Genomic DNA, 19476 nt, shown 5'->3' with positions numbered 1-19476 from the left:
GAGGTGACCGAGTCGCAGCTGGCGGACATCGCCCGCGGGATCGTCGCCGACCGCGAGGCCGCCGAAGAAGGGAGCGCCTGATCATGACGTTGCCGTACTACGCGTCGGCCGAGCAGATCATGCGCGACAAGACCGAGCTCGCGCGCAAGGGCATCGCTCGGGGGCGCAGCGTGGTGGTGCTGACGTACGACAAGGGTGTGCTGTTCGTCGCGGAGAACCCGTCCACGACGTTGCACAAGGTGAGTGAGCTCTACGACCGGGTCGGGTTCGCCGCGGTCGGCAAGTACAACGAGTTCGAGAATCTGCGCAGGGGCGGCATCCTGCAGGCCGACATTCGCGGTTATCAGTACGACCGCCGCGACGTCACCGGCCGTGCGCTGGCCAACGCCTACGCGCAGGCCCTCGGCACGATCTTCACCGATCAGCTCAAGCCCTACGAGGTGGAGATCTGTGTGGCGGAGGTGGGCTATCCGGAGCAGGCGTCGCAGTCGGTGCTGTACCGGATCACCTTCGACGGGTCGATCGTGGACGAGCGGGAGTTCGTGGTGATGGGCGGCACGACCGAGCCGATCGTCACCGCGTTGAAGTCGTCCTATCAGCAAGGGCTCGACCTGGCCTCCGCGGTCGGCGTCGCGGTGCGCGCGTTGCAGGCGGGCCTGCCGGAAGGCGCCGAGAAGGAGAAGCGGGCGCTCGGGGTGAGTTCGCTGGAGGTCGCGACCTTGGAGCAGGCGCGTCCGCGCCGGGCGTTCCGGCGGGTCACCAGCGCCGCGCTGGAGCGTTTGCTGAGCCCGTCGCAGGACGGCGCGGCCGCGGCGGAGGAGAGCGCCTCCGGGGCGAAGGACGAGGAGCCCGCGAAGGAGGCTCCGCCGGCGGAGTGATCCGCCCGGGGTCTGCGAGCTCGACGGCCCGCGAACGGCGCTTCGTTCGCGGGCCGCTTCGGCATGTCCCGAGGTGTGTTTCCTCCGGTGAAAGCGGGGTTCGACCCGGGCAAATTCCGACAAAGCGGGCCAAATCGTTGTGAAGACGTATGCATACGGGTTGTTCGGTGCCCCACGCAAGTGCCTGACATGGCTGTAATGTCGATGGTGTGCAGCGACGAATTATGGGGATCGAGACCGAGTTCGGTGTGACATGCACCTTCCACGGTCACCGTCGACTGTCCCCCGACGAGGTGGCCCGGTATCTGTTTCGCCGGGTGGTGTCCTGGGGCCGTAGCTCGAACGTGTTCCTCCGCAACGGTGCTCGGCTCTACCTCGACGTCGGGTCCCACCCGGAGTACGCGACCGCGGAGTGCGACAACCTGGCGCAGCTGGTGACCCACGACCGTGCGGGCGAGCGGGTCCTGGAAGAGTTGCTGATCGACGCCGAGCAGCGTTTGGCCGAAGAAGGCATCGGCGGCGACATATATCTGTTCAAGAACAACACCGACTCCGCGGGCAACTCCTACGGCTGCCACGAGAACTTCCTGGTGGTCCGCGCGGGGGAGTTCTCCCGGATCTCCGACGTGCTGCTGCCGTTCCTGGTCACCCGCCAGCTGATCTGCGGTGCGGGCAAGGTGCTGCAGACGCCGAAGGCGGCCACGTTCTGCCTGTCGCAGCGCGCGGAGCACATCTGGGAGGGCGTTTCCTCGGCGACCACCCGCTCGCGGCCGATCATCAACACCCGTGACGAGCCGCACGCCGACGCGGAGAAGTACCGCCGCCTGCACGTGATCGTTGGCGACTCCAATATGTCGGAGACCACCACCATGCTCAAGGTCGGTACGGCCGCCCTGGTGCTGGAGATGATCGAGGCAGGCGTCTCCTTCCGCGACTTCGCGCTGGACAACCCGATCCGTGCGATCCGCGAGGTCTCGCACGACCTGACCGGTCGCCGTCCGGTGCGCCTGGCCGGAGGGCGGCAGGCGAGCGCCTTGGACATCCAGCGGGAGTACTACGCCCGTGCGGTGGAGCATCTGCGCAACCGGGACCGCGATCCCCAGATCGACCAGGTGGTCGACCTGTGGGGCCGTACCCTCGACGCGGTGGAGGCGCAGGACTTCGCGAAGGTCGACACCGAGATCGACTGGGTGATCAAGCGCAAGCTGTTCCAGCGCTACCAGGACCGGTACGGCATGGAACTGTCCGATCCGAAGATCGCGCAGCTGGATCTGGCCTACCACGACATCAAACGCGGCCGCGGCGTCTTCGACCTGCTGCAGCGCAAGGGTCTGGCCAAGCGCGTCACCGAGGACGAGGCCGTGGACGCCGCGGTGGACACCCCGCCGCAGACCACCAGGGCCAAGCTGCGCGGTGACTTCATCACCGCCGCGCAGGAGGCGGGCCGTGACTTCACGGTCGACTGGGTGCACTTGAAGCTGAACGACCAGGCGCAGCGCACCGTGCTGTGCAAGGACCCGTTCCGCTCGGTCGACGAGCGCGTCGATCGCCTGATCGCGTCCATGTGACTGTGGCGGGCTCGATCGAAGCATGATCATCGCCTTCTCCGTGACACCGCTCGGGACCGGCGTCGACGTCGGGCGCGCGGTCGCCGAAGCGGTCCGCGTGGTGCGCGCCAGCGGGCTGCCCAACCACACCGATGCCATGTTCACCACCGTCGAGGGCGAATGGGACGAGGTGATGGCCGTGGTGAAACAGGCCACCGATGCCGTACTCGCCGTCGCGCCGCGGTGCAGTCTGGTGCTGAAGGCCGACATCCGGCCCGGCGTGCGCGACGCGATCACCGCCAAGGTGGAGAAGGTGGAGCGCTACCTGGCCGAGGGGTGACAGGCTCCGCCCGCTTCGGCCATCGCACGCGCGCGGTGCCCGGGACGGCGGCGCCCGAAGTTCGTGCCGAACAATACGCCGCGCCGCCGCGCGGCGGCGGGGGCGCGCAGATTACCCTCTATCGGGTGGCGATATCCAAGGTCGAGCGGCTGATGAATCTGGTCATCGCGCTGCTGTCGACCCGGCAGTTCCTGACCGCGGAGCGGATCCGGGAGAGCGTCGCCGGATACGAGGACTCCGCCAGCGACGAAGCGTTCAGCCGGATGTTCGAGCGGGACAAGAACGAGCTGCGCGATCTGGGCATCCCCCTGGAAGTCGGTCCGGTGAGCCGCTACTCCACGATCGAGGGCTACCGGATCAACCGCGACGCCTACGAGCTGCCCGACATCGACCTGACCGATCAGGAGGCGGCCGCGGTCGCCGTGGCCGTGCAGATGTGGGAATCGCCCGAACTGGCCGCCGCGGCGGAAGGGGCGCTGCTCAAACTGCGTGCGGCGGGCATCCACGTGGAGACCGACGCCGCCGTGGCGTCGGTGCCGGCCGTCCCGGCCCGCACCCGTGGCTCGGAACCGGTGCTCGGCAAACTCTTGGCCGCGATCGACGCTGGGCAGGCGGTGCGATTCGAGCACCGCTCGGCGATCAACGCGCCCTATCTGATGCGTGACGTGGAACCCTGGGGCGTCGTCACCCACCACGGCCGCTGGTACCTGGTCGGGCACGACCGGGACCGGGACGCGGTGCGCAGCTTCCGGCTGTCGCGGATCGGCGACGACGTGACCGCCTACGGTCCGCGCAACGCCGTGCGGAAGCCGGACGGCGTCGATCTGCGCACCATCGTCGACCAGGTCACCAGCACCGCGCCGGTCAGCGGCTCGGCGACGGTGTGGGTGGCCGAGGGGCGGGGAAGGGAGATCCGCAGGCTCGGGCAGGTGACCGGGGCGCGCACGATCGGCGGCCGCGCGGGCGCCGTGGTCGAGCTGCCGGTGCGTTCCCGGGACTGGCTGGCCCGGCTCATCACCGGGCTGGGGCCGGATGCCGTGGTACTGGCGCCCGAAGCCCTGCGCGCGGACGTCATCGCGCGGCTGCGTTCGGTGTTCGACCGCACGGAGGTGCGGGCATGAGTTCGCGGCTGTCGGTACGGCTTTCCCGGCTGCTGAACATGATCCCGTACTTCATCGCGCATCCCGGTATCAGCGCCGCCGAGGCCGCCGCCGACCTGGGCGTCACCACGAAGCAGCTGATGAGCGATCTCAATCAGCTGTGGATGTGCGGGTTGCCCGGATACGGTCCGGGCGATCTTATCGACCTGTCGTTCTCCGAGGAGAGCATCGAGGTCACCTTCTCCGCGGGCATCGACCGGCCGCTGCGGCTGACCTCCACGGAAGCGACCGCCTTGCTGGTGGCGCTGCGCTCGATCGTGGAGATGCCCGGCATGGTCGACCCGACCGCGGCCCACGCGGCCATCGCGAAGATCGAATCGGCGATCGCGGGCGGCGCGGCTCCCGCTGAGGACGGGCGCTCGCGAACGCCGCCGCAGGAGGCGCCCGCGGTGGCCGCCGTGCGCTCGGCGCTGGCGCTGGGCCGGACCTTGCGGCTGGTGTACTACTCCGCCAGCCGCGACGTGGTGTCCGAACGCGTCGTCGACCCGATCCGCATCGTCCTGGTGGACGACAACAGCTATCTGCAAGCCTGGTGCAGGCAGGCCGAGGGAGTGCGGCTGTTCCGCTTCGACCGGATCGAGGCCGCGACCGAGCTGGACGAGCCCGCCCGGCCGCCCGAGCATGCCACGCAGGCGACGGCCGGCTTGGACCTGTTCCAGGACGACCCCGCCGTCCCGCTGGCGCGGTTGCGGATCCACGCCGACTACGCTTGGGTTCTCGATCAGTACCCGATGCACCGGCTCGCGGTGCACCCCGACGGCAGCCTGGAGGCGACCATGCGGTTCGCCACCCTGGACTGGATGGCGCGCCTGCTGCTCGGTTTCGGGTCGGGCGTCACCGTGCTGGGGCCGCCGGAGCTGGTCGCGGCGGTGCGCGAGCGGTCGAACGCCGCGCTGGCCGCCTACGTGGAAGCCGGATACCTGGAGGCCCGATGAGGCACGAAGAGGCCCTACCGGCATGAACCATCGCGTGCTGGTGGTCGGTGCGGGCAGCATCGGCAATTTCGTCGGCGGCAAGCTCGCGGTGGCGGGCGCGGATGTCACCTTGGTCGGCCGCAGGCGGGTGCTCGACGAACTCAGCGCCTCCGGGCTGCGGCTCACCGACCTCGACGGCGGGGACGAGGCGCTGCCCCCGGAGCGGTTCCACGTCGCGACCGAACCGGACGACGCGGGCTCTGCCGATATGGTGCTGGTCACGGTGAAATCCGCGGCGACCGCGGAGGCGGTGCGCGAACTGAGCGGCAAGATCCGCCCCGGCACCGTGGTGCTGAGCCTGCAGAACGGCATCGGCAACGACTCGGTGATCCGGGAGATCTTGCCGCACTGCGTGGTCCTGGCGGGCATGGTGATGTTCAACGTCGTGCACCATCCCGGCGGGCGCTTCCATCGCGGCACCGAGGGCGGTCTCGCGGTGCAGGACGACCCGGCGCTGGCGCCGTTCCTGGATGTGTTCGAACGGGCTGGACTCGGCTTGCGCCGGTATCCCGACCTGCGCCCGGTGCAGTGGGCGAAGCTGCTGCTCAATCTGAACAATCCGATCAACGCGCTGTCGGGGCGCCCGCTGCGGGAGGAACTCGCCGACCGGGACTATCGCCGCTGTCTGGCCTTGACCCAGCGCGAAGCGCTCGCGGTGATGGCCAAGGCGCGCATTCGCCCGGCGCGGCTGACTCCGTTGCCGCCTCGGGTGATGGCTTCGCTGCTGACCGCGCCCGACCGCCTTTTCCAGCGGGTGGCCGGGCAGGTGCTGGCCATCGATCCGATGGCGCGTTCCTCCATGGCCGACGACCTGGCACTGGGCCGCACGACCGAGATCTCCTGGCTGTGCGGCGAAATAGTGGGACTTGGCGCGATGGTGGGCATGCCGACGCCGGTCAACCAGCGGCTGATCGAGTTGATCGTGGCCGCCGAGCAGGGCGACCGGCGCGCGTGGACCGGTCGCGACCTGCTCGGCCAGTTGCTTGCCGCCGCGGCGGGCAGCACGCCCGAACACCGGGCGAACGAGCGGTGACGGCGGCGTTCGCGCACGTCACGGTCCGGTAGCATCGAAATATCACAGTCTTGGGAGGTAGATCATGGGCAGTCTGAGCATCTGGCACTGGCTGATCATTGCGGTGGTTTTCGTGATGTTCTTCGGCGCGAAGCGGATGCCCGACGCGGCCCGCAGCCTGGGCCGATCGTTGCGCATCTTCAAGAGCGAGGTGAGCCAGATGCACAACGAGAGCAACGCGCCCGGTTCCGGCGCGTCGGCTCAGCAGCCCGCGCCGCAGTTGCCCGCCGCGCAGCAGCCGACCCAGTCGGCCACCGAGCCCCGCACCGAGCCGAAGTCGGTCTGAGCGGATCCGCTCGCGCCGGAGTGAGGAAGAACTCACTCCGGACCTAGTGCTGTTGCCGCGCTGAGCGAGGCACTCAACCCAGGGGCGATCACCAACCATGCGAATCCCGTTCGATCCGCGGCGCAGCAAGCGCAGGACCAACCCCGACGGCACGATGTCGTTGGTCGAGCATCTGCAGGAGCTGCGGTACCGGTTGCTGGTATCGATCGCGGCGGTGATCGCGACGACGGTGCTGGGATTCCTGTGGTACGCGCACGGGTTCCTCGGGGTCGACAGCCTCGGTGAGATCCTGCGCGGGCCGTATTGCTCGCTGCCCGCCTCGGCGCGTGCGACGCTGAGCCCGGACGGCGAGTGCCGTTTGCTGGCGACCGCGCCGTTCGAGCAGTTCACGTTGCGGTTGAAGGTCGGCATGACCGCGGGCGTGGTGCTGGCGGCGCCGATCTGGCTGTATCAGCTGTGGGCGTTCATCACGCCGGGGCTGTACGCCAAGGAGCGGAAGTACGCGATCGGGTTCGTGTCCTCGGGCACGGTGTTGTTCACCGCGGGGGCGGTGCTGGCCTACGTGGTGATCGCGCACGCGTTGAGCTTCTTGCTCACCATCGGCGACAACGTGCAGATCACGGCGCTGAGCGGGTCGCAGTACTTCAGCTTCATCATCCAGTTGCTGATCATCTTCGGCGTCAGTTTCGAGACGCCGTTGCTGATCATCGGACTGAACCTGGTCGGCGTGCTGACCTACGCGCGGCTGAAGGCGTGGCGGCGGGGGATCACATTCGGGTTGTTCGTGTTCGCGGCGATCGTGACGCCACAGGACCCGTTCTCCATGCTGGCGCTGGCGCTGGCGTTGACGGTGTTGTTCGAGGTGGCCATCCAATTCTCCCGGATCAACGATCGGCGCCGGGCGCGCAAGGAGCGCGAAGGCTTGGGCGCGTTGTCCGACGAAGAGGCCTCCGAACTCGATGGGCCGGACCCGATCGATCCGGCCGAATCGGTTTCCACGCCCGCGGAGAAATCCACACGACCGCTGTCGGACTACTCCGATACGCTCTGACGAGTGACAGATGACCGGTCGCAGACGGGCGAATTGGCCGTATTTTCCGCCGAACTGAAGTTCCGGCTGGATCCGTTCCAGCACGACGCCTGCGTGGCCCTCGAAGAAGGACACAGTGTCCTGGTCTGCGCTCCGACGGGCGCGGGGAAGACGGTCGTGGGCGAATTCGCCGTCCACTTGGCGCTGGCCGCGGGCGGCAAGTGCTTCTACACCACACCCATCAAGGCGCTGTCGAACCAGAAGTTCGCCGACCTGACCGAGCGGCACGGCCGCGCGAGCGTCGGATTGCTGACCGGCGACCAGTCGATCAACCCGGACGCGCCCGTGGTCGTGATGACCACCGAGGTGCTGCGCAACATGCTCTACGCCTCCTCGGACGCGCTGCGCGGGTTGTCCTACGTGGTGATGGACGAAGTGCACTACTTGGCCGACCGCTTCCGCGGCGCCGTCTGGGAGGAGGTCATCCTGCACCTACCGCCGGACGTGCGGTTGGTCAGTCTCTCGGCCACGGTCAGCAACGCCGAGGAGTTCGGGGCCTGGATGGAGACCGTGCGCGGCGACACCGCCGTGGTGGTGGACGAGACCAGGCCGGTGCCGCTGTGGCAGCACGTCATGGTGGGGCGGCGGATGTTCGACCTGTTCGACACCAAGTCCACCGAGCAGAAGGTGCTCGTCGACGAAGACCTGGTGCGGTTCATCCGCCACCGCGAGGCCGCCGACCGGATGAACAGCTGGGGTCCCCCGCGCAACGGCCGCGGCGGACCGCGCCGGGACTTCCGTCCGCTGCCGCGGCCGGAGGTGCTCGCGAAACTCGACGACGAGGGACTCCTGCCCGCCATCACATTCATCTTCAGCCGGGCGGGTTGCGACGGCGCGCTCGCGCAGTGCCTGCGCTCGCGGCTGGATCTGAGCCGTCCGGAGGAGCGCGACCAGGTCGACGCGATCATCGACAAGCACACCGGCGATCTGCCGAAGGCCGATCTGGAGGTGCTCGGCTACTGGGAGTGGCGCGAGGCGCTGCACCGCGGTCTGGCCGCGCATCACGCCGGAATGCTCCCCGCGTTCCGGCACACCGTCGAGGAACTGTTCGTCAACGGGTTGGTGCGCGCCGTCTTCGCTACGGAGACGCTGGCCCTGGGCATCAATATGCCCGCGCGCACCGTCGTGCTGGAACGGCTGGTCAAGTTCAACGGTGAGTCGCACGCCGAACTCACCCCGGGGGAGTACACCCAGCTGACGGGGCGGGCCGGGCGGCGCGGCATCGACGTCGAAGGGCACGCGGTGGTGCTGTGGCAGCCGGAGGTGGACACCAGCGCTGTCGCCGGTCTGGCCTCGACCCGCACCTATCCTCTGCGCAGCTCGTTCCGGCCGGGCTACAACATGTCGATCAACCTCATCGACCGAATGGGCGCCGACGAATCGCGCGCCCTGCTGGAGCGATCGTTCGCCCAGTTCCAGGCCGACCGCTCGGTGGTCGGGCTGGTGCGCGGCATCGAACGCAACGAGTCCGCGCTGCGCAAGCTGCGCGACCAGCTCGGCGGCGCGGAAGGCGGGTTCCTGGACTACCTGTCGCTGCGTGAGCGGATCAAGCAGAGGGAGCGGCAGCTGGCTCAGCAGAGCCGCGCCGACCGCCGGGGCGCCGCCGTGGACGCGCTCGGTGCCCTGCGCCGCGGTGACGTGGTGGCGATCCCCTCCGGCCGCCGCGCCGGGCTCGCGGTGATCCTGGAGCCGGACGCGACGCCGGGCGATCCGCGGCCACTGGTGCTCACCGAGGACAAGTGGGCGGGCCGGGTGTCGGTCGCCGACTTCCCGGTGCCCGCCGAGGCTCTCGGGCACATGCGGCTGCCGCGCCGAGTGGACCACCGGACCGCGCGCACCCGCCGCGATCTGGCCTCCGCGCTGCGCAGCACCGGAATCTCGGTGCCCGGCCGGCCGCGCCGCGGCAGGCAGTCCGTCGCAGCCGACGACCGGGAACTGGCCACGCTGCGCCGGACGCTGCGGGCGCACCCGGCGCATGCCCGGCCCGACCGTGAGCAACTGGCACGGGTAGGCGAGCGCTACAACCGGTTGCAGCGTGAAACCGACGCGATGCGCCAGAAGGTTGCCGCGACCACCAACTCGCTGGCGCGCACGTTCGATCGGATCCTCGGCCTGCTGGAGGAACGCGGTTTCGTGCACGAGAGCGAGGTGACCGCGGACGGACGCAGGCTGGCCCGCATCTACGCCGAAAGCGACCTGCTGGTCGCCGAATGCCTCCGGCAAGGGCTGTGGCGCGGCCTCGGCGCGGCCGAACTGGCCGGCGTTGTGTCGATCCTGGTGTACGAATCCCGCCAGGAGGGCGGGTATCTCGGCGCGAGCGGACCCACGGCCCCGATCCGGCGGGCCGTCGGCGCGACCATCGGGGTCTGGTCGGAGCTGCGGTCCGACGAAGCGCGGCACAAATTGCCGCCGACCAGGGAGCCCGATCTGGGCTTCGTCGACGGTGTCTACAAGTGGGCGCGCGGTGACGGGTTGGCCGAGTCGTTGCTCGCCGGCGGCGACCAGGGCGCGCCGCTGTCGGCCGGTGACTTCGTGCGCTGGTGCCGGCAGGTGATCGATCTGCTCGACCAGATCCACGGCACCGCCGACGATCCCGAGGTCGCCGCCACCGCGGCCAAGGCGGTGCGGGCGATCCGGCGCGGTGTCGTCGCGGTCGACGCCGCCTGACCGCCGCGCGCGACGGGTCCGGCGGCGGCAATAGCAACACGGCGGATTCGATTGTGATTTGATTTCTTTCGCGTACCGACCGTGGCGGAGTAGTCGTGTCATGCGACGAGGCCCACGCGGGGGGCTACCGTGTGTACAACGATGCGAGTGGAGGCAAGCAGATGAGCGGCCCGTACGGACCGAACGACCCCGGGGAGGGACGCAACGATCCCACCCAGCAGTGGGGTGGACAGCAGGCGCCGGGCGGGGCCGGTCCCACGCAGCAGTGGGGCGGTCAGCCGCAGACCCCGGCCTCGGCACAGCCGACCCAGCACTGGGGTGAGCAGCAACCGCAGCAGCAGTGGGGGCAGCAACCGCAGCAGCAGCAATGGGGTCAGCAACCGCAGCAGCCCCAGTGGGGGCAGCAACCGCAGCAGCCCCAGCAGCAGTGGGGGCAGCAACCGCAGCAGGACTGGGGGCAGCAGGGGCAGCAGCCGCAGTGGGGTCAGCAGCCGCAGCAGCCGCAGCCGCAGTGGGGCGCTCCGGGCCAGCAGCCGCCGCAGCAGGGCGGCAAGGGCAAGGGCCTGATCATCGGCCTGTCCGTGCTCGGCGTCGCGGTGGTCGGCGCGATCGTCGCGCTCGTGCTCGTGCTGACCGCCACGGACCAACTGGACCAGGCCGCGGTGCAGGACGGCGTGAAGAAGGTGCTGTCGGACTCCTACGGCATCCAGGACATCAGCGACGTCTCCTGCCCGTCCGGCCAGGAGGTCAAGGTCGACGCCACCTTCGAATGCAACGTGAAGGTCAGCGGCGAGGCCAAGAAGGTGTCCATCAAGATCACCAAGGACGACGGCACCTACGAAGTCGGCCGCCCGAGCTGAGTTGTTTTTCCAGCGCCTGTGTTTGTTTTCCAGCGCCTGCGGCGCTGGGTGTTCGCGGCCCCCTTGTGGCTCGCGTCCGAGTGGCCGCCGCTTGCTCCTTCGTCGCTTGCGCGGCGGCCACTCGGACGCGAGCCGGGCCGCGAACGGCGCATGCTCGGTCTCGCTTCGCTCGCAACCTGTGGTTGAGGTGAGCTGGGCGCGTTTTGGATTGCGAGTTGGACACATGTGCGCGTGACTCGCGGGGGGAGGGTTTCGGGTCGGCTCAGGGATCGTGGTCGCGGTGTTTGCGGCGGCCACCGGGCTGTGTTGGTTTTCCCAGCGCCTGCGGCGCTGGATGTTCGCGGCCCCCTTGTGGCTCGCCGGGCCGCGAACGGCGCATGCACGGTCTCGCTTCGCTCGAAACCTGTGGTTGAGGTGAGCTGGGCGCGTCTGGAATGCGAGTTGGCACGGAGCGCATGTGACTTGCGAGGGGAAGTTCTCGGGTCGCTTAGGGCTTCTGGTCGCCTTGTAGGCGGCGGTCATTTGGATGCGAGTCGGGCCGCGAAGGGGATCTCGGGCTCGGTTCGCTCGAAACCGGTGGTTGCGGTCAGCTGGGCGTGTTATCGCTTCGCTCGAAGACCGGTGGCTCAGCCGGTGTGGTGGCGTGTGGCGATAGTGGCACGTGCTGAGGGTTTCGGTGTACAGACCGAGGGGAGCGGCTGATGAGACCGGCATGTGGTCGGGCTCGCTTCGCCGCTCGATCAGCTTCTGGTGACGCGAAGGGTGGGCCTGCGGATTCTCGCGTCAGGCGGTGCGCGCGGCGAGGGCCGTGATCAAGCGCGTGACCGGGCTCTCGGCGTTGTAGGCGGTGGCCAGAGCGCGCAGCCGGTCCGCGTCGGCCGGTTCGGTGGGGAGGACGTCGCTGCGGGACAGGGTCACCTCGGCGTCGCGGACCACCCGGACCACCGGGGCGGCGGCTTTCAGGTAGTGCTCGGCGGCGCGCAGCCGGGCGCGCACGCTTTGCGACAGGTCGGCGTCGGGATCTTCGACGGCCGCGACCAGGGCGTCCAGCGAGCCGAAACGGGTTATCAAGGTGGAGGCGGATTTCTCGCCGATGCCCGCCACCCCGGGCAGGCCGTCGGAGGCGTCACCACGCAGCGTGGCCATGTCGGCGTAGGCCGGGCCCGCGTCCCGCAGCGGCACGCCGTACTTCGCGGAGACCTCGGCCGGGCCGAACAGTTCCGCCTTTGCCAGTCCCCGACCGGCGTAGAGCACCCGCACCGGGGGCGCGGGCTCGTCTCGGACCAGTTGCAGCAAATCGCGGTCACCGCTGACCACGACGACCTCGTCGGTGCGCTCGCGGGTCGCCAGGGTGCCCAGCACGTCGTCGGCCTCCAGACCGTCCGCGCCGCCGGTCGCGATGCCCGCCGCCGCCAGCACCTCCAGAATCATCTCGACCTGGGGGGTGAGCGTGTCGGGAACGCTCTCCGCGCCGGGAGCTGCCTCCGCCGACGTGTCGAGCCGGTGCGCCTTGTAGGACGGCACCAGATCGACCCGATAGGCCGGGCGCCAGTCCAGGTCCAGGCACACCACCAGCCTGCTCGGTGCGAACTTGGCGATCAGCGACGCGACCATGTCGGTGAAACCACGCAGCGCGTTCACCGACCGGCCGTCGGGCGCGGTGATCTTGTCGGGGATGGCGTGGAAGGCGCGGAACCACAGACTGGCTCCGTCCAACAGCAACAGGGGCCCACCGGAAGCAGAGGTCACGCGCTGAGGCTACTCGCCCGCACCGACACCGCCCCGTCGAAGTTCGCCGTTCATGCCGCGCGCGTGACGGGTAACGTCGGGCAAATGAGCTCGCATACGGATTCGAGGTTCGCGGCGGACGTCTACGGTGCACGACTCGAGCGTGCGGTGGAACTCCTGCGGGCCGCCCACCTCGACGCGTTGCTGATCACTCCCGGGCCGGACCTGCGCTATCTGATCGGCTCGGCGGCGGAATCGTTCGAGCGGCTGACCTGCCTGGTGATCCCGGCGGACGGCGCGACGCCGTCGGTGGTGATCCCGAAACTGGAGCTGGCGTCGCTGGACGCCTCGGCGGCGGGTGAACTGGGTCTGCAGGTGCTGGACTGGGTCGACGGCGCCAACCCGTACACCCTGGTGAAGTCCGCGCTGCATGTCGGCTCCCGGGTGGCCGTGGCCGATGTCATGCCCGCACTGCACCTGCTGCCGCTGGCCGAGTCGTTCACCGGTCTGCCGGTGTCGGCCACCCCGGTCCTGCGTGAGCTGCGCATGATCAAGGACGCCGCCGAGGTGGACGCGCTGCGCCGGGCGGGCGCCGCGATCGACCGGGTGCACGCTCGGATGGGCGAGTTCCTGCGGGAGGGGCGCACCGAGGCGGAGGTCGGGCGCGACATCGAGGCCGCGATCGTGGCGGAGGGGCACACCGAGGCGGCGTTCGTCATCGTCGGCAGCGGTCCGCACGGCGCGGACCCGCATCACGGGGTGTCCGAGCGCCGGATCGAGGCCGGGGACGTGGTGGTCGTCGACATCGGCGGTCCCGTCGAACCCGGCTATTACTCCGACTCCACCCGCACCTACGTCCTGGGCGAGCCCGCCCCTGAGGTGGCCGACCGGTACGCCGAACTGGAGAGCGCGCAGGCGGCGGCGGTCGCGGCCGTCCGTCCGGGCGTCACCGCGGCCGAGGTGGACGCCGCGGCGCGAAACCCGTTGACCGAAGCCGGGGTCGGTGCTGCCTTCGTGCACCGCACCGGCCACGGCATCGGGCTGTCGGTGCACGAGGAGCCCTATATCGTCGCGGGCAACGACCTCGTCCTGCGGCCCGGCATGGCCTTCAGCGTCGAGCCCGGCATCTACTTCCGCGGTGCGTGGGGCGCGCGGATCGAGGACATCGTGGTCGTCACCGAGGACGGCGGCGAATCGCTGAACAAGCGACCGCACGGTCTCGCGGTCCTGTGATCGACGGCTGACCACGAAGCGCCTCGCGGCGAGCGAGGGGGGCGGGCGACGGAGGCCCTACGCGTGGGCGCCGTTCCCGCCGGGTTCCCCTGCCGCGGCCGGTGCGACGAGCGTGCTGCTGGACAGGACGCGCCGGACTCGGATGGCGATCACCACGCGAGTCGGGTTCTCCCGCGGCACGCGGTAGCGACCGGCGTACCGCCCGACCGCCTCGGCAACCTCGTCCGGAGCCTCGAGGATGGTCGCCGGGCCTTCCAAGGTGATCCACCGGATCCCGTCGACCTGACTGACCGCCGCGTAGCCGGAACGGCGCACATTGCGGACCTTCACCGACCCGTCGTTGGTGATCACGCGCGCGATTCCGGCTTCCTGGTCCCAGGTGAACCCCACTGCCACCACGTGCGGCGTACCGTCGGCCCGCAACGTCGACAGCGTGGCGAGGTGCCGTTCGGCGACGAACTCGAGGGCGGCGGGCGACAACTCAGCAGTACTCGTCGGCATTCTCCGACCGTAGCCTCCGGCGCCCCTCCGTGTCCCGTCGCCCCGGCCCGCGCGTGGGTGAGCGATGACGGGCCACACCCGTGGCAATGACAGACTGAGCGCATGGGAACGCGTGGATTGGCAGACGGGACCGTGCTGCTGCTCGGCGGTCGCAGCGAGATCGGGATCGAAGTGGCGCGGCGGCTCGCCCCCGGTCGCGCGGTGGTTCTCGCGGCCCGGCGCAGCGGCGATCTGGACGCGCAGCGCGCGCAGATCACGGCGGCGGGTGCGAGCGAGGTGCACGCCGTCGAATTCGACGCCGACGACATCGCCGCTCATCCCGCGCTGCTGGAGAAGATCGACGCGGAGCTCGGGCCGATCGGCATCGCGGTGCTGGCCTTCGGCGTGCTCGGCGATCAGCAGCGCGCCGAGCGGGACCCCGGCCACGCGGCGGCGATCCTGCACACCGACTTCGTCGCCCAGGCCGGTGTGCTCACCACCCTGGCGAATCTGCTGCGCACGCGCGGCGACGGACAGATCGTGGTGTTCAGCTCGGTCGCGGGCGTGCGGGTCCGCCGCGCCAACTACGTCTACGGATCGGCCAAAGCGGGGCTCGACGGGTTCGCCTCGGGTCTGGCGGACGCGTTGCACGGCAGCGGGGTTCGATTGCTGCTGGTGCGTCCCGGGTTCGTCATCGGGCGGATGACCGAGGGAATGTCGCCCGCTCCCTTCTCCAGCACGCCGGACCAAGTGGCCGCCGCCGTGATCGGCGGCCTGCGCCGCGGCGCGAGCCGGGTCTGGGTGCCATGGATCCTGCGCCCGGTGTTCTTCGGCATGCGCTTGCTGCCGCAAGCGATCTGGCGCCGGATGCCGCGGTGAGCACCGCAGCCGTGCGCTGGACCGGCGCGCCGATCGCGGTCGTCGGCATCGGCGCCGACGGCTGGGACGGTCTCGGTCTCGCCGCGCGGGACGCCGTCGGCGACGCCGAGATCCTGTTCGGTTCCGCGCGCCAGCTCGCGCTGGTGCCACCGGACGTGGCGGCGCGACGGGTGAGTTGGCCGTCGCCGCTGTCGCCCGCTCTGCCCGGGCTGCTGGAGCAGCACGCCGATGCGCGGTTGTGTGTACTGGCCAGCGGCGATCCGATGTTCTACGGGATCGGCGTCACGTTGGCGCGGCTGCTCGGCGCACCTGCGCTGCGAGTGCTGCCGCAGCCCTCCTCGGCCTCGCTGGCCTGCGCCCGGCTGGGGTGGCCGCTGGCCGAGACCCCGGTGGTGAGCGTGGTGGGGCGCCCGCTGGCGACGGTGCTGCCGGAACTGGCCGATCGCAGGCGGTTGCTGGTGCTCAGCGTTGACGAGCACACCCCTCGGGAGCTCGCGCACCTGCTCGGGCGGCACGGTTTCGGCGGGTCGGAACTGACGGTTCTCGAGCAACTCGGCGGTCGCGCCGAACGCCGGCGCTCCGGTATCGCGAAACAGTGGGAACACCCGCCGGGCGACCCGCTGAACATCGTGGCCCTCACCTGCGCGGCCGACCCGGGCCTGCCGCGTGCCACGCGCCTGCCCGGCCTGCCCGACGAACTGTTCGGCGGAGACGGTCAGCTCACCAAGCACGAGATCCGCGCGCTGACCTTGGCGGCGCTGGCGCCTGCGCCCGGCGAGCTGCTGTGGGATGTCGGCGGTGGGTCGGGCAGCATCGCCATCGAGTGGTGCCGAGCGCATCCGCGCAACCGGGCCGTCGCGTTCGAGCGGCTCGAGCGCAGGCGGCGGCAGATCGCCGACAACGCCACCGCTCTGGGCGTTCCGCACGTCCAGGTGCGTGGCGAGGTGCGCGCCGAACTCGCCGCCGACACCGAAACCGTCGCACCCGACGCGATTTTCGTCGGTGGGGGCCTGACCCAGGATGGCGTCCTCGAGACATGCTGGGCGCGGCTGCGTGAGGGCGGCAGGCTCGTCGCGAACGCGGTGACCGCCGAGTCGGAATCCCTGCTGCTCAGCTGGTCGAGCGCCAGGGGCGGCGTGTTGCGGAAGTTCCAGATCTACCGCGGAGAGCCCTTGGGCTCCTTCACCGCGTGGCGTCCCCAGCTTCCGGTCGCGCAGTGGTCGGTGGTGAAATCCGCTTCCGGGTTCCCTCCGGAGGGGTGAACACGTTACCGGTTACGCGGTAGGGTCGGGGCCGAGTTCCGATCATGATCGGGAAATTCGATTCCTGTTGGGGAGATAGATGAGATACAAGAAGTTCGCCGCTACCGCATTGCTGGCTGTCGCCGCCACCGGTGTCACCGCCGGTACCTCCTACGCCGATCCCACGCCGCCCGCGGCGCAGGACCAGGCCGCGGCAGCGCCCGCGGTCACGGGCACCGACCAGGGCGTCGACTACGCGCTGCAGCTCGCCGACGCGGGTAAGTCGGTCGTCACCAGCGTGACCGGCGGCGCGTTCAGCGTCGACACCGCCAACCAGTCGGTCGCCCTGAAGAACTCGGCGGGCGAGACCGTCACCAGCATTCCGCTCACCGCGACCGCCAAGGGCCAGGAGGTCCGGATCGCGGCGGCCGTGGCCGACGAGGGCAGGCAGCTGACGCTGACGCCGCAGGTCGAGCCGACCGCGAACGCGCCGGTCGCCGCCGAGTTCATCGGCGCGCAGGAGTGGTTCTTCGCCGAGTTGCAGCGCGCCTCGCTCGGCGCGCTGGTCGGCGGTCTGATCGGCGCCGCCATCGGCATCGTCTTCTTCGGTGTCGGCATCCTGCCGGGCGCGGTGCTCGGCGCGCTGATCGGTCTGGCCGTCGCGGGCGGGCCGTCGCTGCTGAACGCGGGTATCGCCTACTTCAGCGGCCAGCCCTGAGAGTTCTGATCCTGGGCGGCACCCGTGAAGCGCGGGAGCTGGCCCATATCGCTTCCGGCGAGCGGGGATTCGAGATCGTGTCCTCGCTCGCCGGTCGTGTGCGCGCGCCCCTGCTGCCCGAGGGCGAGGTCCGGGTCGGCGGCTTCGGCGGCGCCGAGGGACTGCGGGACTGGCTCGTGGCCGACGACGTGGCCGCGATGGTGGACGCCACTCACCCGTTCGCGGCGGGTATCAGCGCCAACGCCGCGGCGGCCGCGCGGGCCGCGAGTGTGCCGCTGGTGCATCTGCGACGGCCCAGGTGGGTCCAGCAGGCGAGGGACCGATGGGTCCGGGTACCCGATCTCGCCGCCGCCGTGCGGGAAACGGCCGCGCTCGGCGCGCGAGTCTTCCTCACCATCGGCAGGCAAGGCGTCGACGCGTTCGCGGGACTCGACGACCAGTGGTTCCTGATCCGCGCCATCGACCCGCCGGAGGGCGCGCTGCCGCCCCGGCACGAATTGCTCCTCGCCCGTGGGCCGTTCGCGGTCGAGGACGAGTCGCGGTTGCTCGCCGAGTATCGGATCGACCTACTCGTCACCAAAGACAGCGGCGGCGATCAGACCGAAGCCAAACTCGCCGCCGCCCGAGCGGCGGGAATCCCGGTGGTCGTCGTGGACCGCCCGCCGCTGCCGGAGGGCGCGCGGATCGTGGAATCCGCTGCGCAGGCGCTGGATTGGCTGCGTGAGACGCGGCCCCGGCGCGGGGGATCCGACCGGATCGAGTAGGGGCGCGGTCGGTGCGATCAGCGGCCGAGCAGTTCCGGCAGATGGTCGAACCACTCCAGCACCGCTCGCTCGTAGCGGATCCCGAAATCGAGTGTGGCGCGGGCGAATGTCGACATTCCGGACGGGTCTTCGGCCAGATATCGCGAGAGCCGCGCCTGGTGGATCTCCCGGTTGGCCGCGACGATGCCGTCGAGCCGATCGCGATCGAGATGCTCACCGAAGGACAGCGTGAGCAGCAACGGCACTCGGATGGTCTCCCCGCCGGGGTCGCGCGCGACCCATTCCAGGAACGCCTCCCGCCCCGCGTCGGTGAGGTGGTAGGGCGTTCGTTCCCGCGCTCCGGTCTCGCCCTTCTCGACCAGTCCCGCCGCGTCCATCGTCGCGAGTTCCCGGTACACCTGGCTCTGCGTGATGGTCCAGAAGTCGCCGATGCGCTCCTGGGCCTCGGTGACCAGATCCCATCCCGACATGGGGCCTTCGTGCAGAAATCCGAGCAACGACGCCGCCGTCGAGTTCAGTGGCTTGCGTCTGGTCGCGGTGTTGGTCAAACGACTGCTCCCTTCGCTCTCAACATTCCATAGTGGAATGTTACCTGAACGGGGTGGGTCAGGCGTCGCCGGCCAGTTTGTCGAGCCGGGCGAGTACCTGCGCCATCCCCTGCTCCAGCCGCGCCTGGCCCTGTTCGAGCTGTGCCTGGCTGCGCGCCAACGCCGCCTGGCCCTGTTCCAAACGGACCTGTCCTTGTTCGAGCACCGTGACCCTCCGGGTGAGTTCGCCCACGTTGTCGCGCAGAACCCCGACGTCCCGCTGCAATTCGCCGACGGAATCGCCGATGGTCTCCGCGCGTCGATCGATGCGGCCGATACCGTCCAGCGTTTTCCTGGTCAGCGCCGCCAGTTCATTGAGGACCTCGCCCTGCTCGTCGAGTGCCTGTTCGCTCGCGGTGGCCCTGGCCTCCAGGGCTCGGGCGCGCAGCGTCAGCTCCGACAGTGTCGCGGCCAAGGTCCCTCCGATCTTCGGTGCGTCAGGCGATCCTACGCGCCGTCGGACGCCGCGTCGCGCGCGCGACCGTAGCGCCGGGAGGTGTAGACCCGGGTGCCCGCCTCGGTCTCGACCGCCGCTGTGGTGGACGCGCCGATGATCAACAGCGTGCGCATGTCCACCTGCTCGGGGTCGAGGTCGCCGAGCGGCACCACTCGCACCGATTCGGCCGGGCCTCCGACGTCGCGCCCCACGACGACGGGCGTGTCGGGCTTGCGGTGCTCCAGCAGCAGGTCGCGCATCGCGCCCACCTGCCAGGTGCGTTGCGAGGAGGCCGGGTTGTAGATCGCGATCGCCATGTCGGCGGCCGCCACGGCGGAAAGGCGTTGCGCCACCACCTCCCACGGCTTGAGCCGGTCGGAGAGCGAGATCACCGCGTAGTCGTGGCCCAGTGGCGCGCCCACCCGGCTGGCCACGGCGTTGGCCGCGGTGAGACCGGGCAGCACCCGCACCGGCACCGCGCGCCACTGCGGGTCCGCGGCTTCCTCGAGCACCGCCGCCGCCATCGCGAACACGCC

Annotated in this window: 20 protein-coding genes; 15 read left to right on the top strand and 5 right to left on the bottom strand. The window is 70.1% G+C overall.

Features of this window, described 5'->3' with window-relative positions; translation table 11 throughout:
• The first annotated feature begins 83 nt into the window (after positions 1 to 83).
• The 10 genes from prcA (at position 84) to ON27_RS14840 (ending at position 10874) form a co-directional block, all read left to right on the top strand.
• Positions 84 to 878, top strand: coding sequence for a proteasome subunit alpha (prcA, locus tag ON27_RS14885; RefSeq protein WP_043726397.1), 795 nt, complete (start codon positions 84 to 86; stop codon positions 876 to 878).
• A 209-nt stretch (positions 879 to 1087) separates the two neighbouring features.
• Positions 1088 to 2446 carry a Pup--protein ligase gene (gene pafA, locus ON27_RS14880; RefSeq protein WP_174186519.1) on the top strand — a complete coding sequence of 453 codons (1359 nt, stop codon included), beginning with the start codon at positions 1088 to 1090 and terminating at the stop codon, positions 2444 to 2446.
• A 22-nt stretch (positions 2447 to 2468) separates the two neighbouring features.
• The gene (locus tag ON27_RS14875; RefSeq protein ID WP_043726394.1) at positions 2469 to 2765 is read left to right on the top strand and encodes an MTH1187 family thiamine-binding protein; all 297 of its coding nucleotides are present in this window, start codon (positions 2469 to 2471) and stop codon (positions 2763 to 2765) included.
• Between the two features lie 125 nt (positions 2766 to 2890).
• Positions 2891 to 3886 carry a helix-turn-helix transcriptional regulator gene (locus tag ON27_RS14870; RefSeq protein ID WP_086007485.1) on the top strand — a complete coding sequence of 332 codons (996 nt, stop codon included), beginning with the start codon at positions 2891 to 2893 and terminating at the stop codon, positions 3884 to 3886.
• A complete protein-coding gene (locus ON27_RS14865) occupies positions 3883 to 4860 on the top strand; it encodes a helix-turn-helix transcriptional regulator (RefSeq protein ID WP_043726392.1) in 978 nt (325 codons plus the stop codon). Before ON27_RS14870 ends, ON27_RS14865 begins: the two co-directional genes overlap by 4 nt.
• Before the next feature lie 22 nt (positions 4861 to 4882).
• Complete coding sequence (locus ON27_RS14860) at positions 4883 to 5932, top strand: 2-dehydropantoate 2-reductase (RefSeq protein ID WP_043726389.1); 1050 nt, start codon at positions 4883 to 4885, stop codon at positions 5930 to 5932.
• A 64-nt stretch (positions 5933 to 5996) separates the two neighbouring features.
• Complete coding sequence (gene tatA, locus ON27_RS14855; RefSeq protein WP_043726387.1) at positions 5997 to 6257, top strand: Sec-independent protein translocase subunit TatA; 261 nt, start codon at positions 5997 to 5999, stop codon at positions 6255 to 6257.
• 97 nt (positions 6258 to 6354) lie between these two features.
• Positions 6355 to 7308, top strand: a complete 954-nt coding sequence (tatC, locus tag ON27_RS14850; RefSeq protein ID WP_043726384.1) for a twin-arginine translocase subunit TatC — start codon at positions 6355 to 6357, stop codon at positions 7306 to 7308.
• Between the two features lie 3 nt (positions 7309 to 7311).
• Entirely contained in the window at positions 7312 to 10014 is a 2703-nt protein-coding gene (locus tag ON27_RS14845) for a DEAD/DEAH box helicase (RefSeq protein WP_043726381.1), read from the top strand.
• A 161-nt stretch (positions 10015 to 10175) separates the two neighbouring features.
• Positions 10176 to 10874 (top strand): DUF4333 domain-containing protein, encoded by a 699-nt coding sequence (locus ON27_RS14840; protein ID WP_043726378.1) that lies wholly within the window; start codon positions 10176 to 10178, stop codon positions 10872 to 10874.
• Positions 10875 to 11657: 783 nt separating this feature from the next.
• On the opposite strand, the gene ON27_RS14835 is transcribed toward ON27_RS14840, so the two are convergent.
• Entirely contained in the window at positions 11658 to 12623 is a 966-nt protein-coding gene (locus tag ON27_RS14835; protein ID WP_043726376.1) for a 5'-3' exonuclease, read from the bottom strand.
• 84 nt (positions 12624 to 12707) lie between these two features.
• On the opposite strand from ON27_RS14835, the gene ON27_RS14830 reads away from it, so the two are divergent.
• A complete protein-coding gene (locus tag ON27_RS14830; protein ID WP_043726374.1) occupies positions 12708 to 13835 on the top strand; it encodes a M24 family metallopeptidase in 1128 nt (375 codons plus the stop codon).
• Positions 13836 to 13892: 57 nt separating this feature from the next.
• Here ON27_RS14830 and ON27_RS14825 read toward each other — a convergent pair whose 3' ends face one another.
• Positions 13893 to 14336, bottom strand: a complete 444-nt coding sequence (locus tag ON27_RS14825; protein ID WP_043726371.1) for a PPOX class F420-dependent oxidoreductase — start codon at positions 14334 to 14336, stop codon at positions 13893 to 13895.
• A gap of 102 nt (positions 14337 to 14438) precedes the next feature.
• Here ON27_RS14825 and dprE2 point away from each other — a divergent pair, with 102 nt between their 5' ends.
• From dprE2 to ON27_RS14805, 4 genes are all read left to right on the top strand, one after another.
• On the top strand, positions 14439 to 15194 hold the full coding sequence (gene dprE2, locus ON27_RS14820; protein ID WP_043726369.1) for a decaprenylphospho-beta-D-erythro-pentofuranosid-2-ulose 2-reductase: 756 nt from the start codon (positions 14439 to 14441) through the stop codon (positions 15192 to 15194).
• On the top strand, positions 15173 to 16456 hold the full coding sequence (locus ON27_RS14815; RefSeq protein WP_051046600.1) for a bifunctional cobalt-precorrin-7 (C(5))-methyltransferase/cobalt-precorrin-6B (C(15))-methyltransferase: 1284 nt from the start codon (positions 15173 to 15175) through the stop codon (positions 16454 to 16456). Before dprE2 ends, ON27_RS14815 begins: the two co-directional genes overlap by 22 nt.
• Positions 16457 to 16535: 79 nt before the next feature.
• Positions 16536 to 17153: a DUF8020 domain-containing protein gene (locus ON27_RS14810; protein WP_043726367.1), complete on the top strand. Its 618-nt coding sequence runs from the start codon at positions 16536 to 16538 to the stop codon at positions 17151 to 17153.
• A complete protein-coding gene (locus ON27_RS14805) occupies positions 17150 to 17917 on the top strand; it encodes a cobalt-precorrin-6A reductase (protein ID WP_043726400.1) in 768 nt (255 codons plus the stop codon). Before ON27_RS14810 ends, ON27_RS14805 begins: the two co-directional genes overlap by 4 nt.
• 17 nt (positions 17918 to 17934) lie before the next feature.
• Here the strand turns inward: ON27_RS14805 and ON27_RS14800 are convergent, their stop codons facing one another.
• From ON27_RS14800 to ON27_RS14790, 3 genes are all read right to left on the bottom strand, one after another.
• A complete protein-coding gene (locus tag ON27_RS14800; RefSeq protein WP_043726365.1) occupies positions 17935 to 18465 on the bottom strand; it encodes a PadR family transcriptional regulator in 531 nt (176 codons plus the stop codon).
• A 58-nt stretch (positions 18466 to 18523) separates the two neighbouring features.
• Entirely contained in the window at positions 18524 to 18919 is a 396-nt protein-coding gene (locus tag ON27_RS14795; RefSeq protein ID WP_043726358.1) for a hypothetical protein, read from the bottom strand.
• A 32-nt stretch (positions 18920 to 18951) separates the two neighbouring features.
• Positions 18952 to 19476, bottom strand: a 525-nt coding sequence (locus ON27_RS14790; protein ID WP_043726353.1) for a precorrin-3B C(17)-methyltransferase, incomplete at its 5' end; no start/stop codon positions are given.

This window comes from Nocardia asiatica NBRC 100129, assembly GCF_000308415.1.
Classification (GTDB): Bacteria; Actinomycetota; Actinomycetes; order Mycobacteriales; family Mycobacteriaceae; genus Nocardia; species Nocardia asiatica.
The sequence above is the reverse complement of the archived record's forward strand: the minus strand, read 5'-3'. Positions and strand labels throughout refer to the sequence as shown.

Bases quoted from the DNA above. Each gene is read 5' to 3' on its own strand.
- prcA (WP_043726397.1), top strand. From the start codon at position 84: ATGACGTTGCCGTACTACGCGTCGGCCGAGCAGATCATGCGCGACAAG.
- ON27_RS14875 (WP_043726394.1), top strand. From the start codon at position 2,469: ATGATCATCGCCTTCTCCGTGACACCGCTCGGGACCGGCGTCGACGTC.
- ON27_RS14865 (WP_043726392.1), top strand. From the start codon at position 3,883: ATGAGTTCGCGGCTGTCGGTACGGCTTTCCCGGCTGCTGAACATGATC.
- ON27_RS14860 (WP_043726389.1), top strand. From the start codon at position 4,883: ATGAACCATCGCGTGCTGGTGGTCGGTGCGGGCAGCATCGGCAATTTC.
- tatA (WP_043726387.1), top strand. From the start codon at position 5,997: ATGGGCAGTCTGAGCATCTGGCACTGGCTGATCATTGCGGTGGTTTTC.
- tatC (WP_043726384.1), top strand. From the start codon at position 6,355: ATGCGAATCCCGTTCGATCCGCGGCGCAGCAAGCGCAGGACCAACCCC.
- ON27_RS14840 (WP_043726378.1), top strand. From the start codon at position 10,176: ATGAGCGGCCCGTACGGACCGAACGACCCCGGGGAGGGACGCAACGAT.
- ON27_RS14830 (WP_043726374.1), top strand. From the start codon at position 12,708: ATGAGCTCGCATACGGATTCGAGGTTCGCGGCGGACGTCTACGGTGCA.
- ON27_RS14825 (WP_043726371.1), bottom strand. From the start codon at position 14,336: ATGCCGACGAGTACTGCTGAGTTGTCGCCCGCCGCCCTCGAGTTCGTC.
- dprE2 (WP_043726369.1), top strand. From the start codon at position 14,439: ATGGGAACGCGTGGATTGGCAGACGGGACCGTGCTGCTGCTCGGCGGT.
- ON27_RS14810 (WP_043726367.1), top strand. From the start codon at position 16,536: ATGAGATACAAGAAGTTCGCCGCTACCGCATTGCTGGCTGTCGCCGCC.